This window comes from Pseudomonas sp. IT-P100, assembly GCF_949767185.1.
GTDB classification, from domain to species: Bacteria; Pseudomonadota; Gammaproteobacteria; order Pseudomonadales; family Pseudomonadaceae; genus Aquipseudomonas; species Aquipseudomonas fluorescens_B.
In genome coordinates, this window is record NZ_CATKQK010000005.1 from 1 (window position 1) to 19,567 (window position 19,567).

The following is a 19,567-nucleotide window of genomic DNA, read 5'->3' on the forward strand; positions in this document are numbered from 1 at the left end:
TCTCCCCGCCAAAAAAGCTCGCTCCCACAGTTTGTTACCGTGATCCTCTACTTGCGGCTTTGCTGCCACGCCGCCGCCAACCCGCTGCAGCAAATCACCGCAATCCCGACCACCGTCGTGAGCGTCGGGGTGTGGGAAAACAGCAACCAGCCCAGCAACCCGGCAAACACAATCTGGCAGTACCCGAACGGCGCCAGCAACGCAGGCGCGGCGTGGCGGAAAGCCTGGGTCAGAAACAGATGCGCCGTCATCCCGCAGGCGCCTAACGCCACCATCATCAATCCATGCCCAATGCTCGGCACTTGCCAGAAAAAGGGCACCAATGCGCTCATCACCAGGGTGTTGCACAGGCCGGCAAAGAAGTTGCTGGTGGTCGGGCTGTCGATCTCACTGAGCTTGCGGGTGAGCAATTGATAGAAGCAGAAAAACAGCGCCGAGCAGAGCGGCAGCAGAACCGCTGGCGTGAACAGATCGCCACCGGGGTGGACGATGATCAACACACCGACAAATCCGCAGATCACCGCGATCCATTGGCCGCGGGTGACGCGCTCACGCAGCAGCGGCACCGACAGTGCAGTCACCAGAACCGGGGCGAGAAAGTTGACCGCCGTGGCTTCGGCCAACGGGATGTACTGCAAGCCGGTGGTGAAAAACAGACTGGTGCCCAGCAGACACAACGCCCTCATCAACTGCAGCGATGGCCGTTTAGTGCGTAGGACGCGCAGCCCGGATTGCGGCAGAAAAATCCCGGCCATCAACAAGGTGTGAACCACGTAACGGGCCCAGACCACCATGACAATCGGGTAGAACCCCGAAAGGTATTTCGACAAGGCATCGTGGCTGGAGAAAAGGAAGGTGGCGACGACGATCAGCAGAATCCCTTTGAAGGGTTGGTTTACGCCGGAGAGCGGGGTGCTGACGGTCATGGGTTGCCCTTGTGCCTCGCGAATTCAATTAAATTTAGAACCTGGTTCCAGATTCTTACATAGCCGCAGCGTAAAACCGGGCGAACAGCGCACACAATTTCAGCAGCGCCGTTAATTGAAGAACTCAGACGCCAGGCTTGCTGCAGACAATTCCTCGGTAAATTTCAGCAAAAGAGGGGCCAACTCATGAAGTCGGGCTCCCGGCATCCGCGCGCTTGGACCGGCAATGCTCAGTACGCCAATCACTCGCCCATCGGTGGGGTGCCGTACCACGGCCGCAATCGCCGAAGTGCCCACCGCCGAACTTTCCTCGACCCAGGCGTAGCCTTGCTCCCGCGCCAGCCGCAGCCGTTCCAGCAGTTCAATGTTGGACCGCGGTGCGTTCGGTCCCAGGTCTTTCGGCCGGTCGCCACCCTGGCGTTCCACCAGCGACAAGGCCTCGGCGTCGCTCATGCAGGCCAGCCACGCATGGCCCGAAGCCGTGTAGAACAACGGCGCATCACGCCCCATGTCCGGGTCGTAACGCAACCCCGAACGTGCGCCCTGGGATTTGGCGATCCAGATCTGCCGCTCACCTTCGATGAGCCCAAGACGCACCAGTTCCCCGGTTTCCTGGGCCAGACGATCCAGCACGGGCTGAACGATATCGGCGCCGCTGCCCGCCAGGTAACGAAAACCCATCGCGACCAGTTTGGTCGACAAGTGATACCGCTGGTTCTCCGGATTCTGCCGCACATAACCCAGCCGAATCAGCTCCGCGAGCAAACGGTGGGTGGCGCTTTTAGGGATGTCCAGTTGCTCCGCGAGCATCTGCATAGGCAAACCGCGAGGGTCACGGGTGAGGCTTTCGAGCACATTGAAGACACGTTCGATCTGACTGCCGGCCATGGGAGGTTCCGAATTCGATTTGCCCTGATTCTAGAAGATGAACCGGGTAATGCGAAATCTGGAACCCGCGGCCCGAGCGACGCAGACACTCGACTGTTTGATAAAAACCCGCCCCCTGAGGGAATTCGATGGGTTATCCATGTTCCTACAGCCTGCAACCTACCGGCCAGCGAGTGAAAGACGGACGACCGGACTGGCGCCGCTCTCACTCACCAGCAACACTCATCCCCACGGACAATCAGAGGATTCCCACATGCTATGGAAAAAAGGCCGACGCAGCGACAACGTGGTCGATGCCCGTGGCGATGATGTCGGCGGTGGCGGCGGGATGCGCTTTGGTGGCGGCAAGGGCCTGAGCCTGACGGCGATCATCCTGATTGTCGGGATCGGCTGGATCACTGGCCAGGACCCGTTGCAGATCCTCGGGCAGCTGACCGGTCAAATGACCGAGCAATCGGCACCGGCCTCGACGCAAACCCGCAAGGCACCGCCGGCCAATGATGAAGGGGCGGAATTCGTACGCTCGATCCTCGGTGACACCGAAGACACCTGGGGCCAGATTTTTCAGCAGGCCGGTCGGCAGTACAAGAACCCGACCCTGGTGCTGTTCAGCAACCGGGTGAATTCGGCGTGCGGCCTGGCGACGTCGGCAACCGGTCCGTTCTATTGCCCGGCAGACCAGAAGGTCTACCTGGACATGGCGTTCTTCCAGGAGATGTCGCAACGCTTTTCCGCCGCGGGTGACTTCGCTCAGGCCTACGTGATCGCTCACGAAGTCGGACACCATGTTCAGACCTTGCTCGGTGTCTCGGCGAAAATTCAGACCGCCCGCCAGCAAGGCCGGCAAATGGAAGGCGACGGTGGTTTGCTGGTGCGTCAGGAACTGCAGGCGGATTGCCTGGCGGGTGTCTGGGCCAACAACGCGCAGCAGCGCCTGAACTGGCTGGAACCGGGCGACATCGAAGAAGCCTTGAATGCCGCCAACGCCATCGGCGACGACCGCTTGCAACAGCAAGGTCAGGGTCGCGTGGTGCCGGACTCGTTTACCCATGGCACGTCGGCGCAAAGGGTGCGCTGGTTCAAAACCGGATTTGCGCAAGGCCAGGTCGGCCAGTGCGATACCTTTGCGGCGAAAACCCTATAGATGAATAAGTGGCTGTTGGTTCTGTTGTTCACCTGTGCAAGTACCCAGGCTGCCGAGCAGGGGGTCAAGGAGATCAGCCCCGGACGGCTATTGTTGAACGAAGGTGAGATGGCGGTGGGCATCGGTCCGGCACCGGCGAAAATCGAACGCGTGCTGATCATCATCCATGGACGGTTGCGCAACGCCGATACCTATCGCCAGAGTGCCGAGCGTGCGGCGGAGCAGGCCGGGCAAAGCGCGAATACGCTGGTGATTGCTCCGCAATTTCTCAATGAGACCGACGTGGCACTCCATCCAGTGGCCGACACCGTGTTGCGCTGGCAGGGCAATGACTGGATGGCCGGCGGTGTATCCACCGCTCCGTTTGCGCTGAGTTCCTACGCTGCTCTCGACCAGATCATCGCCCGGCTCGGTGATCGCCGACAGTTTCCAGACGTGAAAGATGTCGTCATCGCGGGCCACTCGGGCGGGGCCCAGGTGGTTCAGCGTTATGCGTTGCTGAGTCACGAGCAACCGGAGCTCAAGGCCGCTGGCGTGCACGTGCGTTATGTCGTCGCCAACCCGTCTTCTTATGCGTATTTAGACGAGCGACGGCCGGTGGCCTTCAGTCACGCCCGCTGCCCGGGCTTCCATCGCTGGAAGTACGGCTTGAGCGATCTGCCGGCTTATGCTGAAGGACAAACGCCCGCACAGCTGGAGGAAAACTACGTCCAGCGTGACATCGTTTATCTGCTGGGGCAGCAGGACACCGACCCGAATCACCCGGGGCTGGATAAAAGCTGTGAAGCCCAAGCCCAGGGGGCTTATCGATTGGCGCGCGGGCGCAGTTTTTTTGATTTTTTAAAGCGCAGCCATCCGAAAGGATTGAACCAGCAACTGATCGAGGTGCCTGGGGTTGGGCATAACGGGGACGGGATGTTTACGTCGCCGGAGGGGCAGAAAGCGTTGTTTCAGTAAAAAAATTCAAGCTCAAAGCAATTCCCGCAATGCGACACAATCCGCCGCATGCCAATCGGTCAACTCCGGCCACGGGTTGTCCGGCAGATTCACCAACACCGTCCGCGTTCCCGCCGCCCGCCCGCAATCCAGATCAAAGCGGTAATCACCGACCATCACCATCTCGCTCGCCGGCACCTTCCAGGCTTCGGCCAGTTTCAACAAACCGCCGGGATGCGGTTTGGGTGGCGCTTCATCGCGCCCCAGCACATCCTCCACCGCGAAGCAGTCCGCCAGGCCGATGGCCTCCAGTGTCACATGCGCCAGTTCCCGCGCATTGCGCGTGAGAATGCCCAGACGATAACCGCGCCCTGCCAACTCACGCACCAACTCGACGGCACCCGGCGCCGGTTTCGAACCCAGCGCCAGATCCCGTTCATGCTCCAGCAGCCACGCGTGTTTGGCCGCGGCTTCATCGGCTGGCAGCGCCGCGAGGTGGGTCAGAATGTCGTCTTCGGCCGGGATCGCCAATGCCACGCGAATCGCCGCGAAATCATGCACGGCCACCGTCAGGGTGCCGTCCATGTCGAACACCCAGTGCCGCACCTCGGACAGGCTCATGCCCAATCCTTGCGGTGACGAATCAGGCCTTCCTGGGTGACCGAGGCCACCAGTTGCCCGGCGCGGTTGAACACGCTGCCGCGGGTAAAACCACGGGAATTGCCGGCCCATGGGCTGTCCATGGCGTAGAGCAACCAGTCATCGGCACGCAGGTCCGCGTGGAACCACAGGGCGTGATCGAGGCTGGCAACCTGCATGTCTTTCTGCCAGACCGATTTTCCGTGCGGCTGCATGGACGTGGTCAGCAGACCGAAATCCGAGGCGTAGGCCAGCAGGTATTTGTGCAGCGCAGGGGTATCGGCCAGGGCACCGTCGGCACGAAACCAGACGTACTTGATCGGATCGGACGGCTGCGGGTTGTAGGGATCTTTCTCGGTGATCGGTCGGAATTCGATCGGTTTCGGGCACAGCAGTTTTTCACGCATGTGCTCGGGAATCAGGTGGGCGCGCTGCTGAGTCAGTTCCAGCTCCGACGGCAGGTTCTCCGGGCCGACCACCACCGGCATCTCGGCCTGGTGCTCGAAGCCTTTTTCGTCGTACTGGAACGAGGCACTGCACGTGAAGATCGGGTTGCCCTTCTGGATCGCCGTCACCCGGCGCGTGCTGAAACTGCCGCCGTCGCGCACCCGGTCAACCTGATACACCACAGGCAACGCGGAGTCGCCCGGACGCAGGAAATAACCGTGCATCGAATGCACATGGCGCGCGGCTTCGACCGTCTGACTGGCCGCCGACAGGGACTGGCCGATCACCTGACCGCCGAACAACTGACGAAAACCCAGGTCCTGACTGCGGCCACGGAACAGGTTTTCTTCAATCGGTTCCAGGGTCAGCAAGTCGACCAGATCATCCAACACTTGGCTCATTCAGACTCTCCTCACACAACGCTATGCCGCGCAGTCTTGGCTGCGGCGGTCGATTCAGGTTCAGGCCAGGGCCATCATTGTGGCCATTGTAAACGTCCGGGCCGGCTTATCCATGCAAGGTTTGCAGCCATTGTTCACGGGTAATGCGGTACAGCACATGGTGACGCAGGGGATGATCGGCCGCGAGCTTGGGGTGTTCGAAGTCATCGGCTGAATCATGCTGCATGCCGATCGCCTGCATGACTTTCTGCGAAGGCAGATTGGCTTCACTGGTAAAGGACACCACTTCTTTCAGCGCCAGCCGGTCAAACCCGCACCGCAGAGCGGTCCATGCGGCTTCACTGGCATAGCCAAGACCCCAATGCTCGCGAGCCAGACGCCAACCGATTTCGATGGCCGGCGTAAACGGCGCGTCGAAACCGACCACACCCAAGCCGGTAAAACCGATGAACGCGCCGGTGTCCTTGCGCTCCAGCGCCCACAGGCCGAAACCATGCTCGGCAAAATGCCCGCGAGCGCGTCCGATCAACGAAGCACTGTCCAGCCGACTCAGGGGCGCCGGAAAATAGCGCATCACTTGTGGATCGGCGCACATCGCCGCAAACGCCGGCAAATCTTCATCACGCCACTGCCGCAACAGCAGTCGCGCGCTCTCGAGTTCCAGTATCGGCTCCATCGTTTTTACTCCCCCCTTTCCATGCCGCAAGTCTACATCGCTGGTAGGATCGTTCACTCATTCCTACCGCCGTACTTGATAAAAGCCCGCCATGCCGCTGCCGCTGATCTACCACGAAGACTACAGCCCCGAATTCCCGGCGGATCACCGCTTCCCGATGGACAAGTTTCGCCTGTTGCGCGATCACCTGGTGGACAGCGGGCTGACCCGGGACGCCGACCTGCTGCGCCCGCAACTCTGCCCGCCGGAAATTCTCGCCCTCGCCCATGACGCTGCTTATATCGAACGCTACATGAGCGGCGAGTTGTCCCGCGAAGACCAGCGGCGCCTCGGCCTGCCGTGGAGCGAAGCACTGGCCCGGCGCACGGTGCGCGCGGTCGGCGGCTCGTTGCTGGCGGCGGAACAGGCGCTGGAACATGGATTGGCCTGTCACCTCGCTGGCGGCACGCATCATGCGCATTACGACTACCCGGCGGGGTTCTGCATCTTCAATGACCTGGCGGTGATCAGCCATTACCTGCTGGAAAGCGGTCGTGTGAATAGAGTGCTGATCTTCGATTGCGACGTGCATCAGGGCGACGGGACTGCACGGATCCTGCACAACACCCCGGAAGCGGTAACTGTTTCCCTGCACTGCGAGAAGAACTTTCCTGCACGCAAGGCCGAAAGTGACTGGGACATCCCGTTGCCCAAAGGCATGGGCGATGCCGACTACCTGAAGGTGGTGGACGACGCGCTGAATTACTTGCTGCCGCTCTACCAACCGGACCTGGTGTTGTACGACGCCGGGGTGGATGTGCATAAGGACGACGCGCTCGGTTATCTGAAGCTGACAGACGAAGGCGTGGCGGCTCGGGATGAAAGCGTCATGCGCCACTGCCTCGGGCGGGATATTCCTGTGGTCGGGGTCATTGGCGGCGGTTACAGCAAGGACCGCAAGGCGTTAGCACGGCGGCATGGAATCCTGCATCACAGTGCGCAACGGGTGTGGACGTCATCAGGTTGTCATTGAGGTATGAGTCTTTACCCACAATGCCTGTGGAGCTGCCTGTGGATAACCTGAGTGAAAGGGCCTGCAGGCCCTGCCGGGTATAGGCTTCAGAGCGGTGGTTGTTTTTTGACCAGCCATTGAAAACGCCACCAATCCCTGTGGGAGCGGGCGAGCCCGCTCCCACAGTTATGGTGTACTGCTAGAATGCGCGGCTATTCCGTCAAACCGCAGCGCACTCCCCATGACCCAATCTTCCGCCGCCCTCTCCCCTCACGTCGCCATCATCGGCGGTGGCCCCGCCGGCCTGATGGCCGCCGAAGTGTTGAGCCGGGCCGGAATCAAGGTCGACCTGTACGACGGCATGCCGTCGGTGGGCAGGAAGTTTCTCTTGGCGGGGGTCGGTGGCATGAACATCACCCATTCCGAAGCCTACCCGGCCTTTCTCTCACGCTACGCCGAACGCGCACCGCAGATTGCACCGCTCCTCCGTGCCTTTGGTGCCGAGGCGCTGTGCCAGTGGATTCATGACCTGGGCATCGAAACCTTCGTCGGCAGCTCTGGCCGGGTGTTTCCGACCGACATGAAAGCTGCGCCGCTGTTGCGCGCCTGGCTCAAACGGTTGCGGGATGCCGGCGTAGTTATCCACACCCGCCACCGTTGGCTGGGCTGGGATGACAACGGTGGATTGCGTGTCGAAAGTCCCGACGGCGAAAAAAACATTCGACCCGACGCGACCCTGCTGGCCCTCGGCGGCGGCAGCTGGTCGCGTCTCGGTTCGGACGGCGCGTGGATGTTGCCCCTGGAGCAGCGCGGTGTAGGACTTATGCCGCTGCAGCCAAGTAATTGCGGCTTCGAGGTGCAGGCCTGGAGCGAATTGATGGTCAGCAAATTCGCTGGTGCGCCGCTGAAAAACATCGCCATCGGGCTCAACGACGATGTTCCGCGGCTCGGGGAATGTGTGATTACGGCCACCGGGATTGAAGGCAGCCTGATCTACGCCCTGTCAGCGCCGATCCGCGAAGCCATCAATCAACACGGCTCGGCGACCATTCACCTCGACCTGTTGCCGGGCAGGCCTGTGGATAAAGTTCAGGCGGCGCTGAGCAAACCGCGCGGTTCACGCTCCATGTCCAAGCATCTGCACAGCCAGCTCGGGATTGATGGTGTGAAAGCGGCGTTGCTGCGCGAACTGACGCCGGCAGAATGCTTCGCCGATCCGGCCTCACTGGCCAAAGCGATCAAGGCGTTGCCACTGACGCTGGTAAAAACCCGCCCACTGGACGAAGCCATCAGCAGCGCCGGTGGCGTGATGTTCGAGTCGATGGATGAACGTTTGATGCTCAAGCAACTGCCTGGCGTGTTTTGCGCGGGGGAAATGCTGGATTGGGAAGCGCCGACGGGGGGCTATTTGCTGACCGCGTGTTTCGCCAGTGGGCGAGCGGCCGGGTTGGGGATGGTGGAGTGGCTCAAGCGCAAGGATTGAGACCGCGGCGCGCTCCCTCACTGGATCTTTTGTGAACACATAATTTGTGAACACCAGAGATCAAGTGTGGGAGCGAAGGCGGCCTAGCAGACGCCGCAGCGAATCAAGGCTTACGCTTACGCGGCCCAGTATTAAACACGGGCACTTTTCGCACAGGCTTGATCGAAGGTTCCGGTGCAGAAGCATCCCCGCTCTCGACCCATTTGCCCAAATTGCGTTTACCGCCACTGGACGTCTTTGGCTTCTTCGGCTTTTTCGGCTTCTTGACCACCTGACCGCTGGCATCGGTATCTGGCACACGGTGCTCAGGTTCGAAGTCATGTTCCACCTGACGAGGCAACGTCTGACGCGTCAACGTCTCGATGGCCGACAGCAGATTCACTTCATCGGCACACACCAGCGAAATTGCCTGCCCGGTGGCGCCCGCACGGCCGGTACGACCGATGCGGTGGATGTAGTCCTCTGCCACGATCGGCAGGTCGAAATTGACCACCAACGGCAGGTCTTCGATATCCAGGCCACGGGCCGCGACGTCAGTGGCGACCAGAATCTGCACTTCACTGGCCTTGAATCGGTCCAGCGCACGCTGGCGGGTCGCCTGCGGTTTGTCGCCATGGATGCCGTCGGCGTTGATGCCCAGGCCCTGGAGTTTTTCCACCAACGCGTCCACGCCATTGCGAGTCTTGGCGAACACCAGCACCTGCTTCCACTTGCCCTTGCGCAGCAAGTGGATGAACAGTTCCGGCTTGCGCTTCTTGTCCACCGTCACCACCCACTGTTTCACAGTGTTGGCCGCCACGTTGCGCGGGCTGACTTCGATGCTCAGCGGATCGTTGAGCATTTGCCCGGCCAGCAGGCGAATCGCATCGGAGAAGGTCGCGGAGAACAGCAGCGTCTGACGTTTCTTCGGCAGCACCCGGTAAATGTTCCCCAGCTCCTCGGAAAAGCCCAGGTCGAGCATGCGGTCCGCTTCGTCCAGCACCAGGGTTTGCAGCTGGTTGAACTTCAGCGCGTTCTGGCGGAACAGGTCGAGCAAACGGCCCGGCGTCGCCACCAACAGGTCGACGCCTTTGCGCAACTTCATCATTTGCGGGTTGATGCTGACGCCGCCGTACACCGCGTAAGTGCTCAGCGGCAGGTTCTCGGCGTACTGACGCACGGCTTCGTGAACCTGTTCGGCCAATTCGCGGGTTGGCACCAAAATCAGGGCGCGCACCGAGTTGGCAGTGACTTTCGGCCCTTCCATGGCCAGCAATTGCAGGAGCGGCACAGCGAAACCGGCGGTCTTGCCAGTGCCGGTCTGGGCGGCGGCCATCAGGTCGCGACCGGCCAGCACCGCCGGAATGGCTTGCGCCTGAACCGGCGTCGGGGTCTGGTAGCCGAGCGTCTCGAGAGAGCGCAGCAAGGGTTCGATCAGGCCAAGGGTGGCGAAAGTCATGGGATTACCGTAGGAGAATTCAGCGCGGTTGTGCGAAACAAGTGTGCAATGGCGCGCAGTTTACCCTAATTCACGCTCGATTCTGTCTGCACCACGGCAGCCGGTCGTTGCGGCGCCCGGCGCCACTGCGGCAAACCGATCAACACCACGGCACTGATGATCACCAGCATGGCCAGCGCTTCTTCGATACCGATGGTTTCGCCGACAAACACGATCCCCAGCAACACCGCCACCGCCGGGTTGACGTAGGCGTAACTGGTAGCCGCCGCCGGACGCACGTTTTTCAACAGGTACATGTAAGCGTTGAAGGCGATGATCGAACCGAAGAAGGTCAGATAGGCCAGCGCCGCCCACCCTTCGATCGGCGGCATGGCCTCCAGATGCTCACCGCTCAAGGCACTACCAATCAACAACGCCACGCCCCCCACCAGCATTTCCACGGCACTGGCCATCGCGCCCTGGGGCAGCGGCAAGTGTTTGCTCCACACCGAACCAAACGCCCAGGAAGCTGCCGCGAAGATCAGCAACAGGGCACCCAGCGGGCTCGATTGCAGGTTGGAACCGAGGTTGAGCATGGCGATGCCGATCAGCCCGAGCACAATCCCGGCCCATTCGAGACGGGTATTACGCGCGCCCCAGAAATAGCCGCAGAGCAAGGTAAACAACGGCACCGTCGCCACCGCCAGCGCGGCGACACCGGACGCGACGCCCATGTGCTCCGCCACACTGACCCCGCCGTTACCGCACGCCAACAGCAAAATCCCGATGATCCCCGCCGCTTTCCACTGCACCCAGGTCGGCGCCGGCGCCCCGCGCCAGCGCAGGAACGCGTACATCAAGGTCCCGGCAATGACAAAGCGAATACCGGCGAGCAGCAAGGGCGGCCAATACTCCACGCCGATACGGATCACCAGGTAAGTCGAGCCCCAAATCACGTACAACGCGAAAAAGGCAGCGATCAACGGCAAGGGAAAACGGCGCAGGCCAGGCATGGGGGCAGCTCGCAGGCAAGGACAAATGAACAGCTATTCTAGAAAGGCCAACCGCATAAAATAAGTTACAAAACCTGTTTATAGCGCCGGTACACTTTTCAAATCACGGAGATCAGCGCTATAAACCGTGCTTTCGAAAGTCAGTCATTTTTCAGGAATCCGACCATGGACAAATACGACCGCATGCTCCTCAGCGCCCTGCTGGAAAACGGTCGCGCGTCCTACGCCGACCTCGCGCGCAAGGTCAACCTGTCCGCCCCGGCCGTGGCCGAGCGCGTGGCCAAACTTGAAGCCAGCGGGGTGATTACCGGTTATCAGGCGAAAGTCGACATGGCCAAGCTTGGGCTACCGATCCAGTGCGTCATCGAACTGCGCCTGAACCAGCACGGCAACCAGAAGGCCTATGACGACCTGATCAAAATCCCGCAACTGACCGAATGCCACCGGGTAACGGGGGATCCGTGCGTGATCATGCAAGCGGCGGTGGGCTCGATGCCGGAGCTGGAGGAGTTGATCAACCGGATTGCCAAATTCGGGTTCAGCAAGACGTCGATCGTGTTGTCGAGTGCGATAGAGAAGCGGGTGCCGTTGGGGCAGTTGGAAGGGAATGGAAAAGTTTGATCGAACGCGGACCCTGTGGGAGCGAGCCTGCTCGCGATAGCGATTTACCATTCAACATTGATGTCGACTGATACGCCGCCTTCGCGAGCAGGCTCGCTCCCACAGGTACGATGCCATCCTGTAGGACCGAGGCTTGCCCGCGAAAGCGATATATCAGACGCCGCTGTAACTGGCAGACAACAAACCCGGCATATCACGCAGGCGAACCCAAGGTTCTTTGCGCCAATGCAGCAGCCGCAGCGTCCCGCCGGCCCATTCCATCGCTCGCATATGCGGCGCTTGCGTCGAAACGGGCCCCGCCTCCTCCCGCAACATCGGCACCACATGGTGGGTCAGCCAACGCCGCAAATGGCGGTTTTCCGGGCAGTAGTGATAGACCAGCATCGCGTATACGCCTGACTCACTGAGCATCAGGGTTTCTTGCGCTTCATCGCTGCCGGACAGATGCATCATCCGCCGCTGATCAGCATCGAGCTTGAGCGCATGTCTGCCGTTGATATCCACACCCATTAACCGGCCGATATCGCGGGCGCAGAACCAGGGTTCTGCGTGCAGTAAAAGTGCGCGTAGCTGAATGTGATGACGGATGAAGGTTTTGGGGATGAAGTGCACCTCGTGCGCGACGGGTTGCGCAGAGTCTTCGGGGGGATTGGGGGTAACTTTGATCATGGCGAATAATCCATCGAAAAGTTGGAGATGCCAGCATCACTTGCAGGTGATGGGTGGCAGCTGTGTACGAGTCTGCAAGACCGAGTCGATAGACAACCCCGGCAGACCCGAAGGTCACCCCGTACACAGCCACCATAAATCGATGGGCGCCAAGTAGAGCGACGCGATTATAGGTACGACTGTAGTTATCTATCAAACCTCGACGAGCTTGCAGGCCCGGTCGCTGAATTGTCAGCGACGTTCCAGAGGTTATCGACGCCGCAGAAGGGGGGCAAGACAGACAATCCTTAAGTTTCGGTAGGATCAATCGTCGAGTTTCAGGCGTGTTTAAACACAAGGTTTGAAATTGAACACCGCCCCTGTGGGAGCGAGCCTGCTCGCGATGGCGGTTTATCTTCAACAGTGATGTCGACTGACACTCCGCCATCGCGAGCAGGCTCGCTCCCACAGGGGATTTGCGGTGTTTCAGTCAGAACCCGCGATGGCGCTTGAGATGCTCATTGATCTTCGCCGCCGGCACTTTCTGCAAGCTGACCAGCAGATCATGGGACAACTCGCGCAACCCATGCTTCTGCCGCAGTTCCTGCGCCAGATGCGCCGTCAGGTTGGCGGCCATCTCGGCATCCGCCATGGCCCGGTGAGCCTTGCCAGTGTTGGGCAGGCTGGCGAAGGTGGTGAGCGTCCCGAGCTTGTGATTCGGTGCGGCGGGCATCAGGCGGCGGGCGAGCAACAGCGAGCAGGCGAAGTTCTGCAACCGCGTGCGTTTGATCCGCCCCAGCTCAAAGTCCCAGAACTTCTGGTCGAATGCCGCGTTGTGAGCCAGCAAGGGCGTGATACCGACAAACTCATTGACCTCGTTCATCACCTGCTCGGCCGATGGCGCCGTGCGCAACATGGTGTTGCTGATGCCGGTCAGTTGTTCGATGAAGGCCGGGACGCGCACGCCGGCGTTCATCAGGCTCTGGTAACGCTCGACGATGCGCCCCTGTTCAAGGATCACCACGGCGATTTCCGTGGCCCGGCAGCTGCTGCTCGGGGAGATCCCGGTGGTTTCAAAGTCGATGACTGCTATGCGTTCCAAACCTGTTTCAACTCCGTAAAAATCAATTCTTGAGCAGCAAGGCGCCTTCGATCGGCACGTAGCGGCTGGCGGCGCGGATCAGCGAGTTGGCCGTCAGGCCTGGCACGCCGTAGGCCACGGCTTGCACGCCGTGCTTGGCGATGATGCGCTCCAGCAGCATGTCGAAATCACCGTCGCCAGAAGCCAGCACCACTTCGTCGACGTGGTCGGCGGCGTCCATGATGTCGAGGGTGATGCCCACGTCCCAGTCACCCTTGGCCGAGCCGTCGCTGCGCTGGATGTAGGGTTTGAGCTTCACGGTGAAACCGAGGTTGCGCAGGATCTGCTGGAACTGCTGTTGTTTGCTGTCGCCACGGTCGATCGCGTAGGCGTAGGCCTCGACGATCTGGCCCTGTTTGCTGATATCAGCCCACAACGCGGCGTAGTTGAAGTGGCAACCATAGGCCTGACGCACGGTGTAATAGAGGTTTTGAACATCGGCGAACACTGCAATTTTTTTCACCGGTTTTCCTCAAGGCTGGATCAGGCACCGAGCCCGAAAGGTGCCCAGTATGCCAGCCTCGAGGATTGTTCCGCGAATAATCGACCCGAAGCATCTTGGATGCCTCGGACGAATGGCAACCTGTGGCGAGGGGATTTATCCCCGCTGGGCTGCGAAGCAGCCCCCTGCGTCCGTTCACATAAATGGAGAGGGTCGAATACACGACTGCTGCGCAGCCGAACGGGGATAAATCCCCTCGCCACAGAAAATCAATCAGACGAAGGAGTCGTCGTCGCCGCCGAAGAACGATGAGCTGTCATCGCTGTAATCGGCGTCGGCGTAACCGCCCTGATCAGCGGAGTTGTCAGCCACACGCTGATCGTCGCCCCAACCGTTGCCGCCGCTTTGATCGTTGACCTGAGCCGGCTCTTCCTTGATCACTTCAACCACTTCCGGCTGCTGGTTGTGGTGGAACAGGCTGCTGATGCCCTGTGCCAGCATCACGCCACCCGCCACACCGGCGGCGGTTTTCAGCGCGCCACCGAGGAAACCGCCACCGACAGGCTGCTGTTGCGGCGCGTAGTTTTGCTGCGGTGGCGGCGCACCGAAGTTCTGCTGTGGCGGCGGCGAGTTGAACGACTGCCGCCCCGGCTCACGCCAGCCACCATTGGAGGGCGGAGCACTTTGGGCCGGCGCTTCACGGGAACTGCCGCCGAAAATGCTCGACAGGAAGCCACCGCCGCTCGGCGCCGGAGCCGCCGTCTGCGCCTTGGCCGATTGCAGCTCGGCCTGCAATTGCTGGACTTGCTGAGCCAGTTGCTTGTTCTGCGCGTCGAGGCTCTTGACCGCTGCCTCCTGCACCAGAATGGCCTGGGTCATGAAGTAGCCCGCCGCGGGTTGGCGAGTCAGGTGTTCCTTGATCCGCGCCTCGGCCTGGGCGTCGCGCGGGGCTGAATCCGTTTCGGCCTGTTGCAGCCGGGAAAACAGTCCATCGATCAGGGTTTGTTCTTCGCTGTTCATGGCGACCTCGTAGATTGCCGGGGAAATCGTTGACCTTCTCCAGGGAGGATACGGCGCTCGACCTTAATGGAGGCTGAAACAAGTTGTTTCAATGACCTTTACCGAACGTTTACGTTTGCGCCCCGAAGCGCTGCATCGGTTAAAGTGGGCCACTGCTTTCAACCTGCGATACCGACTGATGAATCCGTTCGATGTACTGCGTGACTCTTTGTATTTCTTCAAACGCAATCTGGGCCAGATCGTGCGGCTGTGCCTGCCGCTGGTGATCGTCGAAGCGCTGCTTCAGCAAGTGGTGGATCACTCGACCGAGCCGGACAGTTTCCCTGGCATCAGCGTGATCGTCGGTTTGCTGGTCTATCCGCTGTACACCGCCGCGCTGATCCTGTTTCTCGATGCGCGCAGCCGTGGCGAATCGCCGCGCAACCGTGACCTGCTGTCGAGGTCCGCGTACCTGTGGCCGCGCTTCGCCCTGCTCACTGCGCTCAATACCTTGCTGATCCTGATCGGCCTGTCGTTGTATTTCCTGCCGGGTATCTGGCTGATGGTGACCCTCGCGTTCGGCGAGTACCTGCTGGTGCTGCGCGGCCTGGCGCCACTGGCCGCGATGAAGGAAAGCCTGCGCCTGACCCGCGGCCATTTCCTGCGCATCCTGGTGTGCATTTTGTGTGTGATGGGGCCGTTGTGGTTGCTCAAGGGCTTGACCCTGGAGGTTTACCCGGAGCCGCAGAACCCGGTGATTTCCTTGCTGATCGACAGCGCTCACAGCTTTTTGCAGTTGTTCACCAGCGTGGTGTTGTTCCGTTTGTTCATGCTGATCAGCGACGTTCCCGAGAGAATCGACCGGCCGCTCTAAGCGTGGGCTTCGGCCCCGCTCTCGGTTATGCTCGGGGCCATCTTTTGTAACGCTAATAAGCCGAGCCATGACCCGTCTACTGCGCTACACCCTGCTGGGCCTGGTGATTGCAATCGGCCTGATTGCCCTGCTGATCTACAACCTGACCTGGCGCCCCGAAGCCAAGGAAGTTTTGCCCGTCGGCTGTAATGCTCAAGCGCCGACACTGGTGCCCGGCCAGGCGTTGAAAGTGATGACCTGGAACGTTCAGTACCTGGCGGGCAAGCGCTATGTGTTCTGGAATGACCTGGCCGCCGGCAGCGATGAAAAACCGACGCCTGCAGACATGGCCTTCAGCCTCGATGAAGTGGCGCGGGTCATTCGCGACGAACAACCGGACATCGTGTTGTTGCAAGAACTCGATGACGGCGCCAAGGCCAGCAATTACCAGAACCAGTTCAAACTGCTCCAGGAACGCCTCGCAGACCTCTATCCATGTAGCACTCATGCCTTCGACTGGAAAGCCGACTTCGTGCCGCAACCGCACATCTTCGGCAGTGTCGGTCGACAACTGGCAACCCTCAGCCGCTACCAGATCGATCACGCCGAACGCCTGCAATTGCCGGTCGCGCCGGCCAACCTCATCAGCCGCCAGTTCCAACCGAAAAATGCGTTGCTGGTCACTTACCTGCCCTTGAGTGACGGCGCTCAGATAGCGGTGCTCAACACCCATCTGGACCGCGCGACCCAACCTGATGAAACGCTACAGACCCAGGTGACGGCGGTGGCCAAAGTCCTCGACAAGTACGAAAGCCGTGGCACGGCATGGCTGATCGGTGGCGACTTCAACCTGTTGCCGCTGGGCCAATATCGACGCCTGACCTCCGAACAACGCGCGCCCTACTCCGCTGACAGCGCGTTGCATGTGTTGTGGGACAAGTACCCGATGATTCCGACCAACAATGACGCGAGCGGCATCGATCGGGCGCGCTGGCTGACGCATTACCCGAATGATCCGGGGCTGAACGGCCCGGACCGGACCGTCGATTACCTGTTTTACAGCCCGCGGATCAAGCGCGTCGAGGCGACGGTGCGGCAGGACGATACCTTGCGGATCTCCGATCATTTGCCGGTGATTGCGCGGTTCCTCCTGCCTGCGGCGCCCTAATTTCGGGCTGAATGCAAAACCTGTGGGAGCGGCGGTGAACTCAATGTTCCTCCAGCTCGTCATGCAGCAACCCGAAAATATTGCGCTTCATCTCGATAAACGAGCGCTCCATGACCATGTCCAGGGTCCGTGGGCGTTCGATCGGCACGTCCAGAATCTGCTTGATCCGCCCAGGCCTGGCGCCCATCACATAGACTCGATCCCCCAATAAAATCGCCTCGTCGATATCGTGGGTCACGAACAGCACGGTCTTCTTGCTATTACCCCAGACCCGCAACAGCAGCTGCTGCATTTGCAGGCGCGTCTGGCTGTCGAGGGCGCCGAAGGGTTCGTCCATCAACAGGATCTGCGGATCGTTGGCCAACGCCCGGGCGATCGCCACGCGCTGCATCATGCCGCCGGACAACTGCTTGGCGTAGTTGTCGGCGAACCCGGCGAGGCCGACTTCATTGACGTAGTAATCGACGATTTCCTTACGCTGGGCCGCTGCCATGCCGCGACGCTTGAGCCCGAACTCGACGTTCTGGCGCACGGTCAGCCACGGGAACAGCGTGTAGCTCTGGAACACCATGCCGCGATCCGCGCCGGGGCCCTGCACTTGCTGGCCGCCAACGTAGATCTCGCCTTCCGTGGGCTCGTTCAGGCCGGCAGTGAGGTACAGCAAACTCGACTTGCCGCAACCCGACGGCCCCACCAGCACCGCGAATTGCTGATCCGGGACTTCGAATGAAACCTGATCCAGCGCGGTGAACATTCCGCCATCGGGCTTTTGATATCGCAGGCTGACCTTGTCCACTTGAAGGCGTGGCGCGGCGTGCGCCGGGGCAGCCATCGGAGTGACGAAACGCGGGTTGACGGCGGTTACTGAGCCCATGCGGCAATCCTCAGACGAAGGAAACGAAACAGTTGATCGGTGACCAGGCCCAACAGGCCGATGATCGCGATGGCGAGGAAAATCACATCCACCTGAAAGCCACGCATGGCCTTGAGGCTCAAGTAACCCAGGCCACTGGAAGCGGCGACCAGCTCGGCGACCACCAGGTAAGTCCAGGCCCAGCCCATGGTCACGCGCAAGGTGTCGAGCACACCCGGCAACGAGGCCGGCGCGATCACATGCAACACGGCATCGCGACGGTTTGAACCCAAGGTGTAAGACGCGTTGATCAGGTCTTTGGAGATGCCTTTGGATACGTCCGCGATCATTACCAATTGCTGGAAAAACACGCCGAAGATGATCACCGAGACACGCTGCTCCAGACCGATGCCGATCCACAGAATGAACAGCGGCACGAACGAGGTCACCGGCAGGTAGCGGATGAAATTCACCATCGGCTCAAGGAACGCCTGAACGATGCGAAAGCTGCCCATCAGCAACCCCAGCGGCACCGCCACCAGCGACGACACAATGAAGCCGACCATCACCACTTCAAGACTGGCCCACACATGCAGGCCAAGCGTGCCGTCGCGGCTCAGGCGCACAGCGGCTTCGACCACCGCGCCGGGTGTCGGCAGGAACATGCCCGGCACCACGCCGCCGTAAGACAAACCGGCCCACAGGCCAACCAACAACACCCAGGCCAGACCGCTCGCGCTCCAGATCACCGACACCGGCAGGCCGGTCTTGGGCGTGATGCAGCGGCTCAGCCATGAATTGCGCTTGAACATGCGAACCTCCTACAGCGGGGTGACGAAGCGGTTGTCGATCAGGTCGTCATTGCTGACGTTGTAGGGTTTGCCCTGCAATTCACTGGCGGTTTCATTGGCCAGTTTGATCAGCGGTTCGCTGTCGCCCGGCTTGCCCGGCGAGCCCAGGAGTTTTTCGCTCATGGCCTGATCGTAGAAGCGCACGCCTTGCGCGGCAGCTTCCAGTTCCTTCGGATCGGCGAGGTAACCACCGACGCCCTTGGCCATGATTTTGTAGGCTTCCTTCGGATGATCCTTGGTGTACTGCACCGCTTTGTACAGACCGGCGACCAAGGCCCTGACGTCTTCCGGTTGCTTCTCGATGACGGTGCAGTTGAGCGCAACCACATCGACGATCACCCCCGGCGTGCTGCTGCTGTCGATCAGCACCTTGCCCTGTTGCTTGCTGCGCACCATCGACAGGTGCGGTTCCCAGGTCACGGCGGCCGGCACGCGACCGGCGATGAACGCGGTGGCGGCGTCGTCGGCCGTCATGTTCTGCACGGTGATGTCGCTCATGCTCATGCCGTGTTTTTTCAGCAAGTACGACAGCCAGAATTGCGAGGTGGAACCTTCGTTGACCGCCACGGCCTTGCCTTTCAGCTCCTGCAGACTCTTGACGTCCTTGCCCACCAGAACACCGTCGCCACCATGGCTGTCATCCAGTGCAGCTACAGCCTTGAAGCAGAATTGCGGGCGGTACTTGAGCACCTCATCGATGGTCGACGCCGAGCCGGACAATTCACCCGACGCTTGCGCGGCCATGTACATCGAGGCTTCTTCGACGACGGGCAATTCAACGGTCAGACCGTTTTCCTTGAAGTAGCCCAGGTCCTGGGCGAGGTAGAGCGTGCCGTAACCGACCCACGTGGTGTGGCCGATGGAGAGGGTGCCGGCCTGGGCGCTGGTAGCGACCGTCGCGGCAATGGCGGTGATCGCCAATGGATGGGCAACGCGGGTAAGCAAGGACTTGATCATGGAGCACTCCCAAAGCTGTTGATTTAGTTTTGTCATGGGCAGTACGGCCAGCGGCGTTTGGAGAAGAGCTGCC

General features: G+C 60.6%; 21 protein-coding genes. 7 read left to right on the plus strand and 14 right to left on the minus strand.

Annotation, left to right across the window (positions count from 1 at the left end):
* Nucleotides 1-47: 47 nt before the first annotated feature.
* Both ACM6IQ_RS03910 and ACM6IQ_RS03915 read right to left on the minus strand, forming a co-directional pair.
* Complete coding sequence (locus tag ACM6IQ_RS03910) at nucleotides 48-926, minus strand: DMT family transporter (protein ID WP_414878107.1); 879 nt, start codon at nucleotides 924-926, stop codon at nucleotides 48-50.
* Nucleotides 927-1,037: 111 nt separating this feature from the next.
* Nucleotides 1,038-1,814, minus strand: coding sequence for an IclR family transcriptional regulator (locus ACM6IQ_RS03915; RefSeq protein ID WP_017340904.1), 777 nt, complete (start codon nucleotides 1,812-1,814; stop codon nucleotides 1,038-1,040).
* A gap of 253 nt (nucleotides 1,815-2,067) precedes the next feature.
* Between ACM6IQ_RS03915 and ACM6IQ_RS03920 the strand changes: the two genes are divergently transcribed.
* Nucleotides 2,068-2,958, plus strand: coding sequence for a neutral zinc metallopeptidase (locus ACM6IQ_RS03920; protein ID WP_414878108.1), 891 nt, complete (start codon nucleotides 2,068-2,070; stop codon nucleotides 2,956-2,958).
* The gene (locus ACM6IQ_RS03925; protein WP_414878109.1) at nucleotides 2,959-3,915 is read left to right on the plus strand and encodes an alpha/beta hydrolase; all 957 of its coding nucleotides are present in this window, start codon (nucleotides 2,959-2,961) and stop codon (nucleotides 3,913-3,915) included.
* 12 nt (nucleotides 3,916-3,927) lie between these two features.
* On the opposite strand, the gene ACM6IQ_RS03930 is transcribed toward ACM6IQ_RS03925, so the two are convergent.
* The 3 genes from ACM6IQ_RS03930 to ACM6IQ_RS03940 all read right to left on the minus strand — a co-directional run bounded on the left by ACM6IQ_RS03930 (nucleotide 3,928) and on the right by ACM6IQ_RS03940 (nucleotide 6,057).
* Nucleotides 3,928-4,515 (minus strand): HAD family hydrolase, encoded by a 588-nt coding sequence (locus ACM6IQ_RS03930; protein WP_017340907.1) that lies wholly within the window; start codon nucleotides 4,513-4,515, stop codon nucleotides 3,928-3,930.
* Nucleotides 4,512-5,381, minus strand: a complete 870-nt coding sequence (tesB, locus tag ACM6IQ_RS03935) for an acyl-CoA thioesterase II (RefSeq protein ID WP_017340908.1) — start codon at nucleotides 5,379-5,381, stop codon at nucleotides 4,512-4,514. Before tesB ends, ACM6IQ_RS03930 begins: the two co-directional genes overlap by 4 nt.
* 106 nt (nucleotides 5,382-5,487) lie before the next feature.
* Nucleotides 5,488-6,057 carry a GNAT family N-acetyltransferase gene (locus tag ACM6IQ_RS03940; RefSeq protein ID WP_414878110.1) on the minus strand — a complete coding sequence of 190 codons (570 nt, stop codon included), beginning with the start codon at nucleotides 6,055-6,057 and terminating at the stop codon, nucleotides 5,488-5,490.
* A 91-nt stretch (nucleotides 6,058-6,148) separates the two neighbouring features.
* Between ACM6IQ_RS03940 and ACM6IQ_RS03945 the strand changes: the two genes are divergently transcribed.
* Nucleotides 6,149-7,069 (plus strand): histone deacetylase, encoded by a 921-nt coding sequence (locus ACM6IQ_RS03945; protein ID WP_414878111.1) that lies wholly within the window; start codon nucleotides 6,149-6,151, stop codon nucleotides 7,067-7,069.
* A gap of 220 nt (nucleotides 7,070-7,289) precedes the next feature.
* Complete coding sequence (locus ACM6IQ_RS03950) at nucleotides 7,290-8,531, plus strand: TIGR03862 family flavoprotein (RefSeq protein WP_414878112.1); 1,242 nt, start codon at nucleotides 7,290-7,292, stop codon at nucleotides 8,529-8,531.
* A gap of 103 nt (nucleotides 8,532-8,634) precedes the next feature.
* On the opposite strand, the gene ACM6IQ_RS03955 is transcribed toward ACM6IQ_RS03950, so the two are convergent.
* The gene (locus ACM6IQ_RS03955) at nucleotides 8,635-9,969 is read right to left on the minus strand and encodes a DEAD/DEAH box helicase (protein WP_017340912.1); all 1,335 of its coding nucleotides are present in this window, start codon (nucleotides 9,967-9,969) and stop codon (nucleotides 8,635-8,637) included.
* A 65-nt stretch (nucleotides 9,970-10,034) separates the two neighbouring features.
* Entirely contained in the window at nucleotides 10,035-10,961 is a 927-nt protein-coding gene (yedA, locus tag ACM6IQ_RS03960; RefSeq protein WP_414878113.1) for a drug/metabolite exporter YedA, read from the minus strand.
* A 165-nt stretch (nucleotides 10,962-11,126) separates the two neighbouring features.
* Between yedA and ACM6IQ_RS03965 the strand changes: the two genes are divergently transcribed.
* The gene (locus tag ACM6IQ_RS03965) at nucleotides 11,127-11,582 is read left to right on the plus strand and encodes an Lrp/AsnC family transcriptional regulator (protein ID WP_017340914.1); all 456 of its coding nucleotides are present in this window, start codon (nucleotides 11,127-11,129) and stop codon (nucleotides 11,580-11,582) included.
* A gap of 153 nt (nucleotides 11,583-11,735) precedes the next feature.
* Here ACM6IQ_RS03965 and ACM6IQ_RS03970 read toward each other — a convergent pair whose 3' ends face one another.
* The 4 genes from ACM6IQ_RS03970 to ACM6IQ_RS03985 form a co-directional block, all read right to left on the minus strand.
* Nucleotides 11,736-12,251: a Bro-N domain-containing protein gene (locus ACM6IQ_RS03970; protein WP_017340915.1), complete on the minus strand. Its 516-nt coding sequence runs from the start codon at nucleotides 12,249-12,251 to the stop codon at nucleotides 11,736-11,738.
* 469 nt (nucleotides 12,252-12,720) lie between these two features.
* Nucleotides 12,721-13,332, minus strand: coding sequence for a PolC-type DNA polymerase III (locus ACM6IQ_RS03975; protein WP_414878114.1), 612 nt, complete (start codon nucleotides 13,330-13,332; stop codon nucleotides 12,721-12,723).
* A gap of 22 nt (nucleotides 13,333-13,354) precedes the next feature.
* Complete coding sequence (locus ACM6IQ_RS03980) at nucleotides 13,355-13,834, minus strand: NYN domain-containing protein (RefSeq protein ID WP_017340917.1); 480 nt, start codon at nucleotides 13,832-13,834, stop codon at nucleotides 13,355-13,357.
* Nucleotides 13,835-14,086: 252 nt separating this feature from the next.
* A complete protein-coding gene (locus tag ACM6IQ_RS03985) occupies nucleotides 14,087-14,833 on the minus strand; it encodes a DUF2076 domain-containing protein (protein ID WP_414878115.1) in 747 nt (248 codons plus the stop codon).
* A gap of 178 nt (nucleotides 14,834-15,011) precedes the next feature.
* Between ACM6IQ_RS03985 and ACM6IQ_RS03990 the strand changes: the two genes are divergently transcribed.
* Nucleotides 15,012-15,686 (plus strand): YciC family protein, encoded by a 675-nt coding sequence (locus ACM6IQ_RS03990; RefSeq protein WP_414878167.1) that lies wholly within the window; start codon nucleotides 15,012-15,014, stop codon nucleotides 15,684-15,686.
* Between the two features lie 67 nt (nucleotides 15,687-15,753).
* Nucleotides 15,754-16,833 (plus strand): endonuclease/exonuclease/phosphatase family protein, encoded by a 1,080-nt coding sequence (locus ACM6IQ_RS03995; protein WP_414878116.1) that lies wholly within the window; start codon nucleotides 15,754-15,756, stop codon nucleotides 16,831-16,833.
* 40 nt (nucleotides 16,834-16,873) lie between these two features.
* On the opposite strand, the gene ACM6IQ_RS04000 is transcribed toward ACM6IQ_RS03995, so the two are convergent.
* The 3 genes from ACM6IQ_RS04000 to ACM6IQ_RS04010 are packed head-to-tail and all read right to left on the minus strand — an operon-like array spanning nucleotide 16,874 to nucleotide 19,494.
* Nucleotides 16,874-17,707 (minus strand): ABC transporter ATP-binding protein, encoded by an 834-nt coding sequence (locus ACM6IQ_RS04000; protein ID WP_017340921.1) that lies wholly within the window; start codon nucleotides 17,705-17,707, stop codon nucleotides 16,874-16,876.
* Nucleotides 17,695-18,498, minus strand: a complete 804-nt coding sequence (locus ACM6IQ_RS04005) for an ABC transporter permease (protein ID WP_008149230.1) — start codon at nucleotides 18,496-18,498, stop codon at nucleotides 17,695-17,697. The genes ACM6IQ_RS04000 and ACM6IQ_RS04005 overlap by 13 nt, the downstream gene beginning before the upstream one ends.
* A gap of 9 nt (nucleotides 18,499-18,507) precedes the next feature.
* Nucleotides 18,508-19,494, minus strand: a complete 987-nt coding sequence (locus ACM6IQ_RS04010; RefSeq protein WP_414878117.1) for an ABC transporter substrate-binding protein — start codon at nucleotides 19,492-19,494, stop codon at nucleotides 18,508-18,510.
* Between the last annotated feature and the right edge of the window lie 73 nt (nucleotides 19,495-19,567).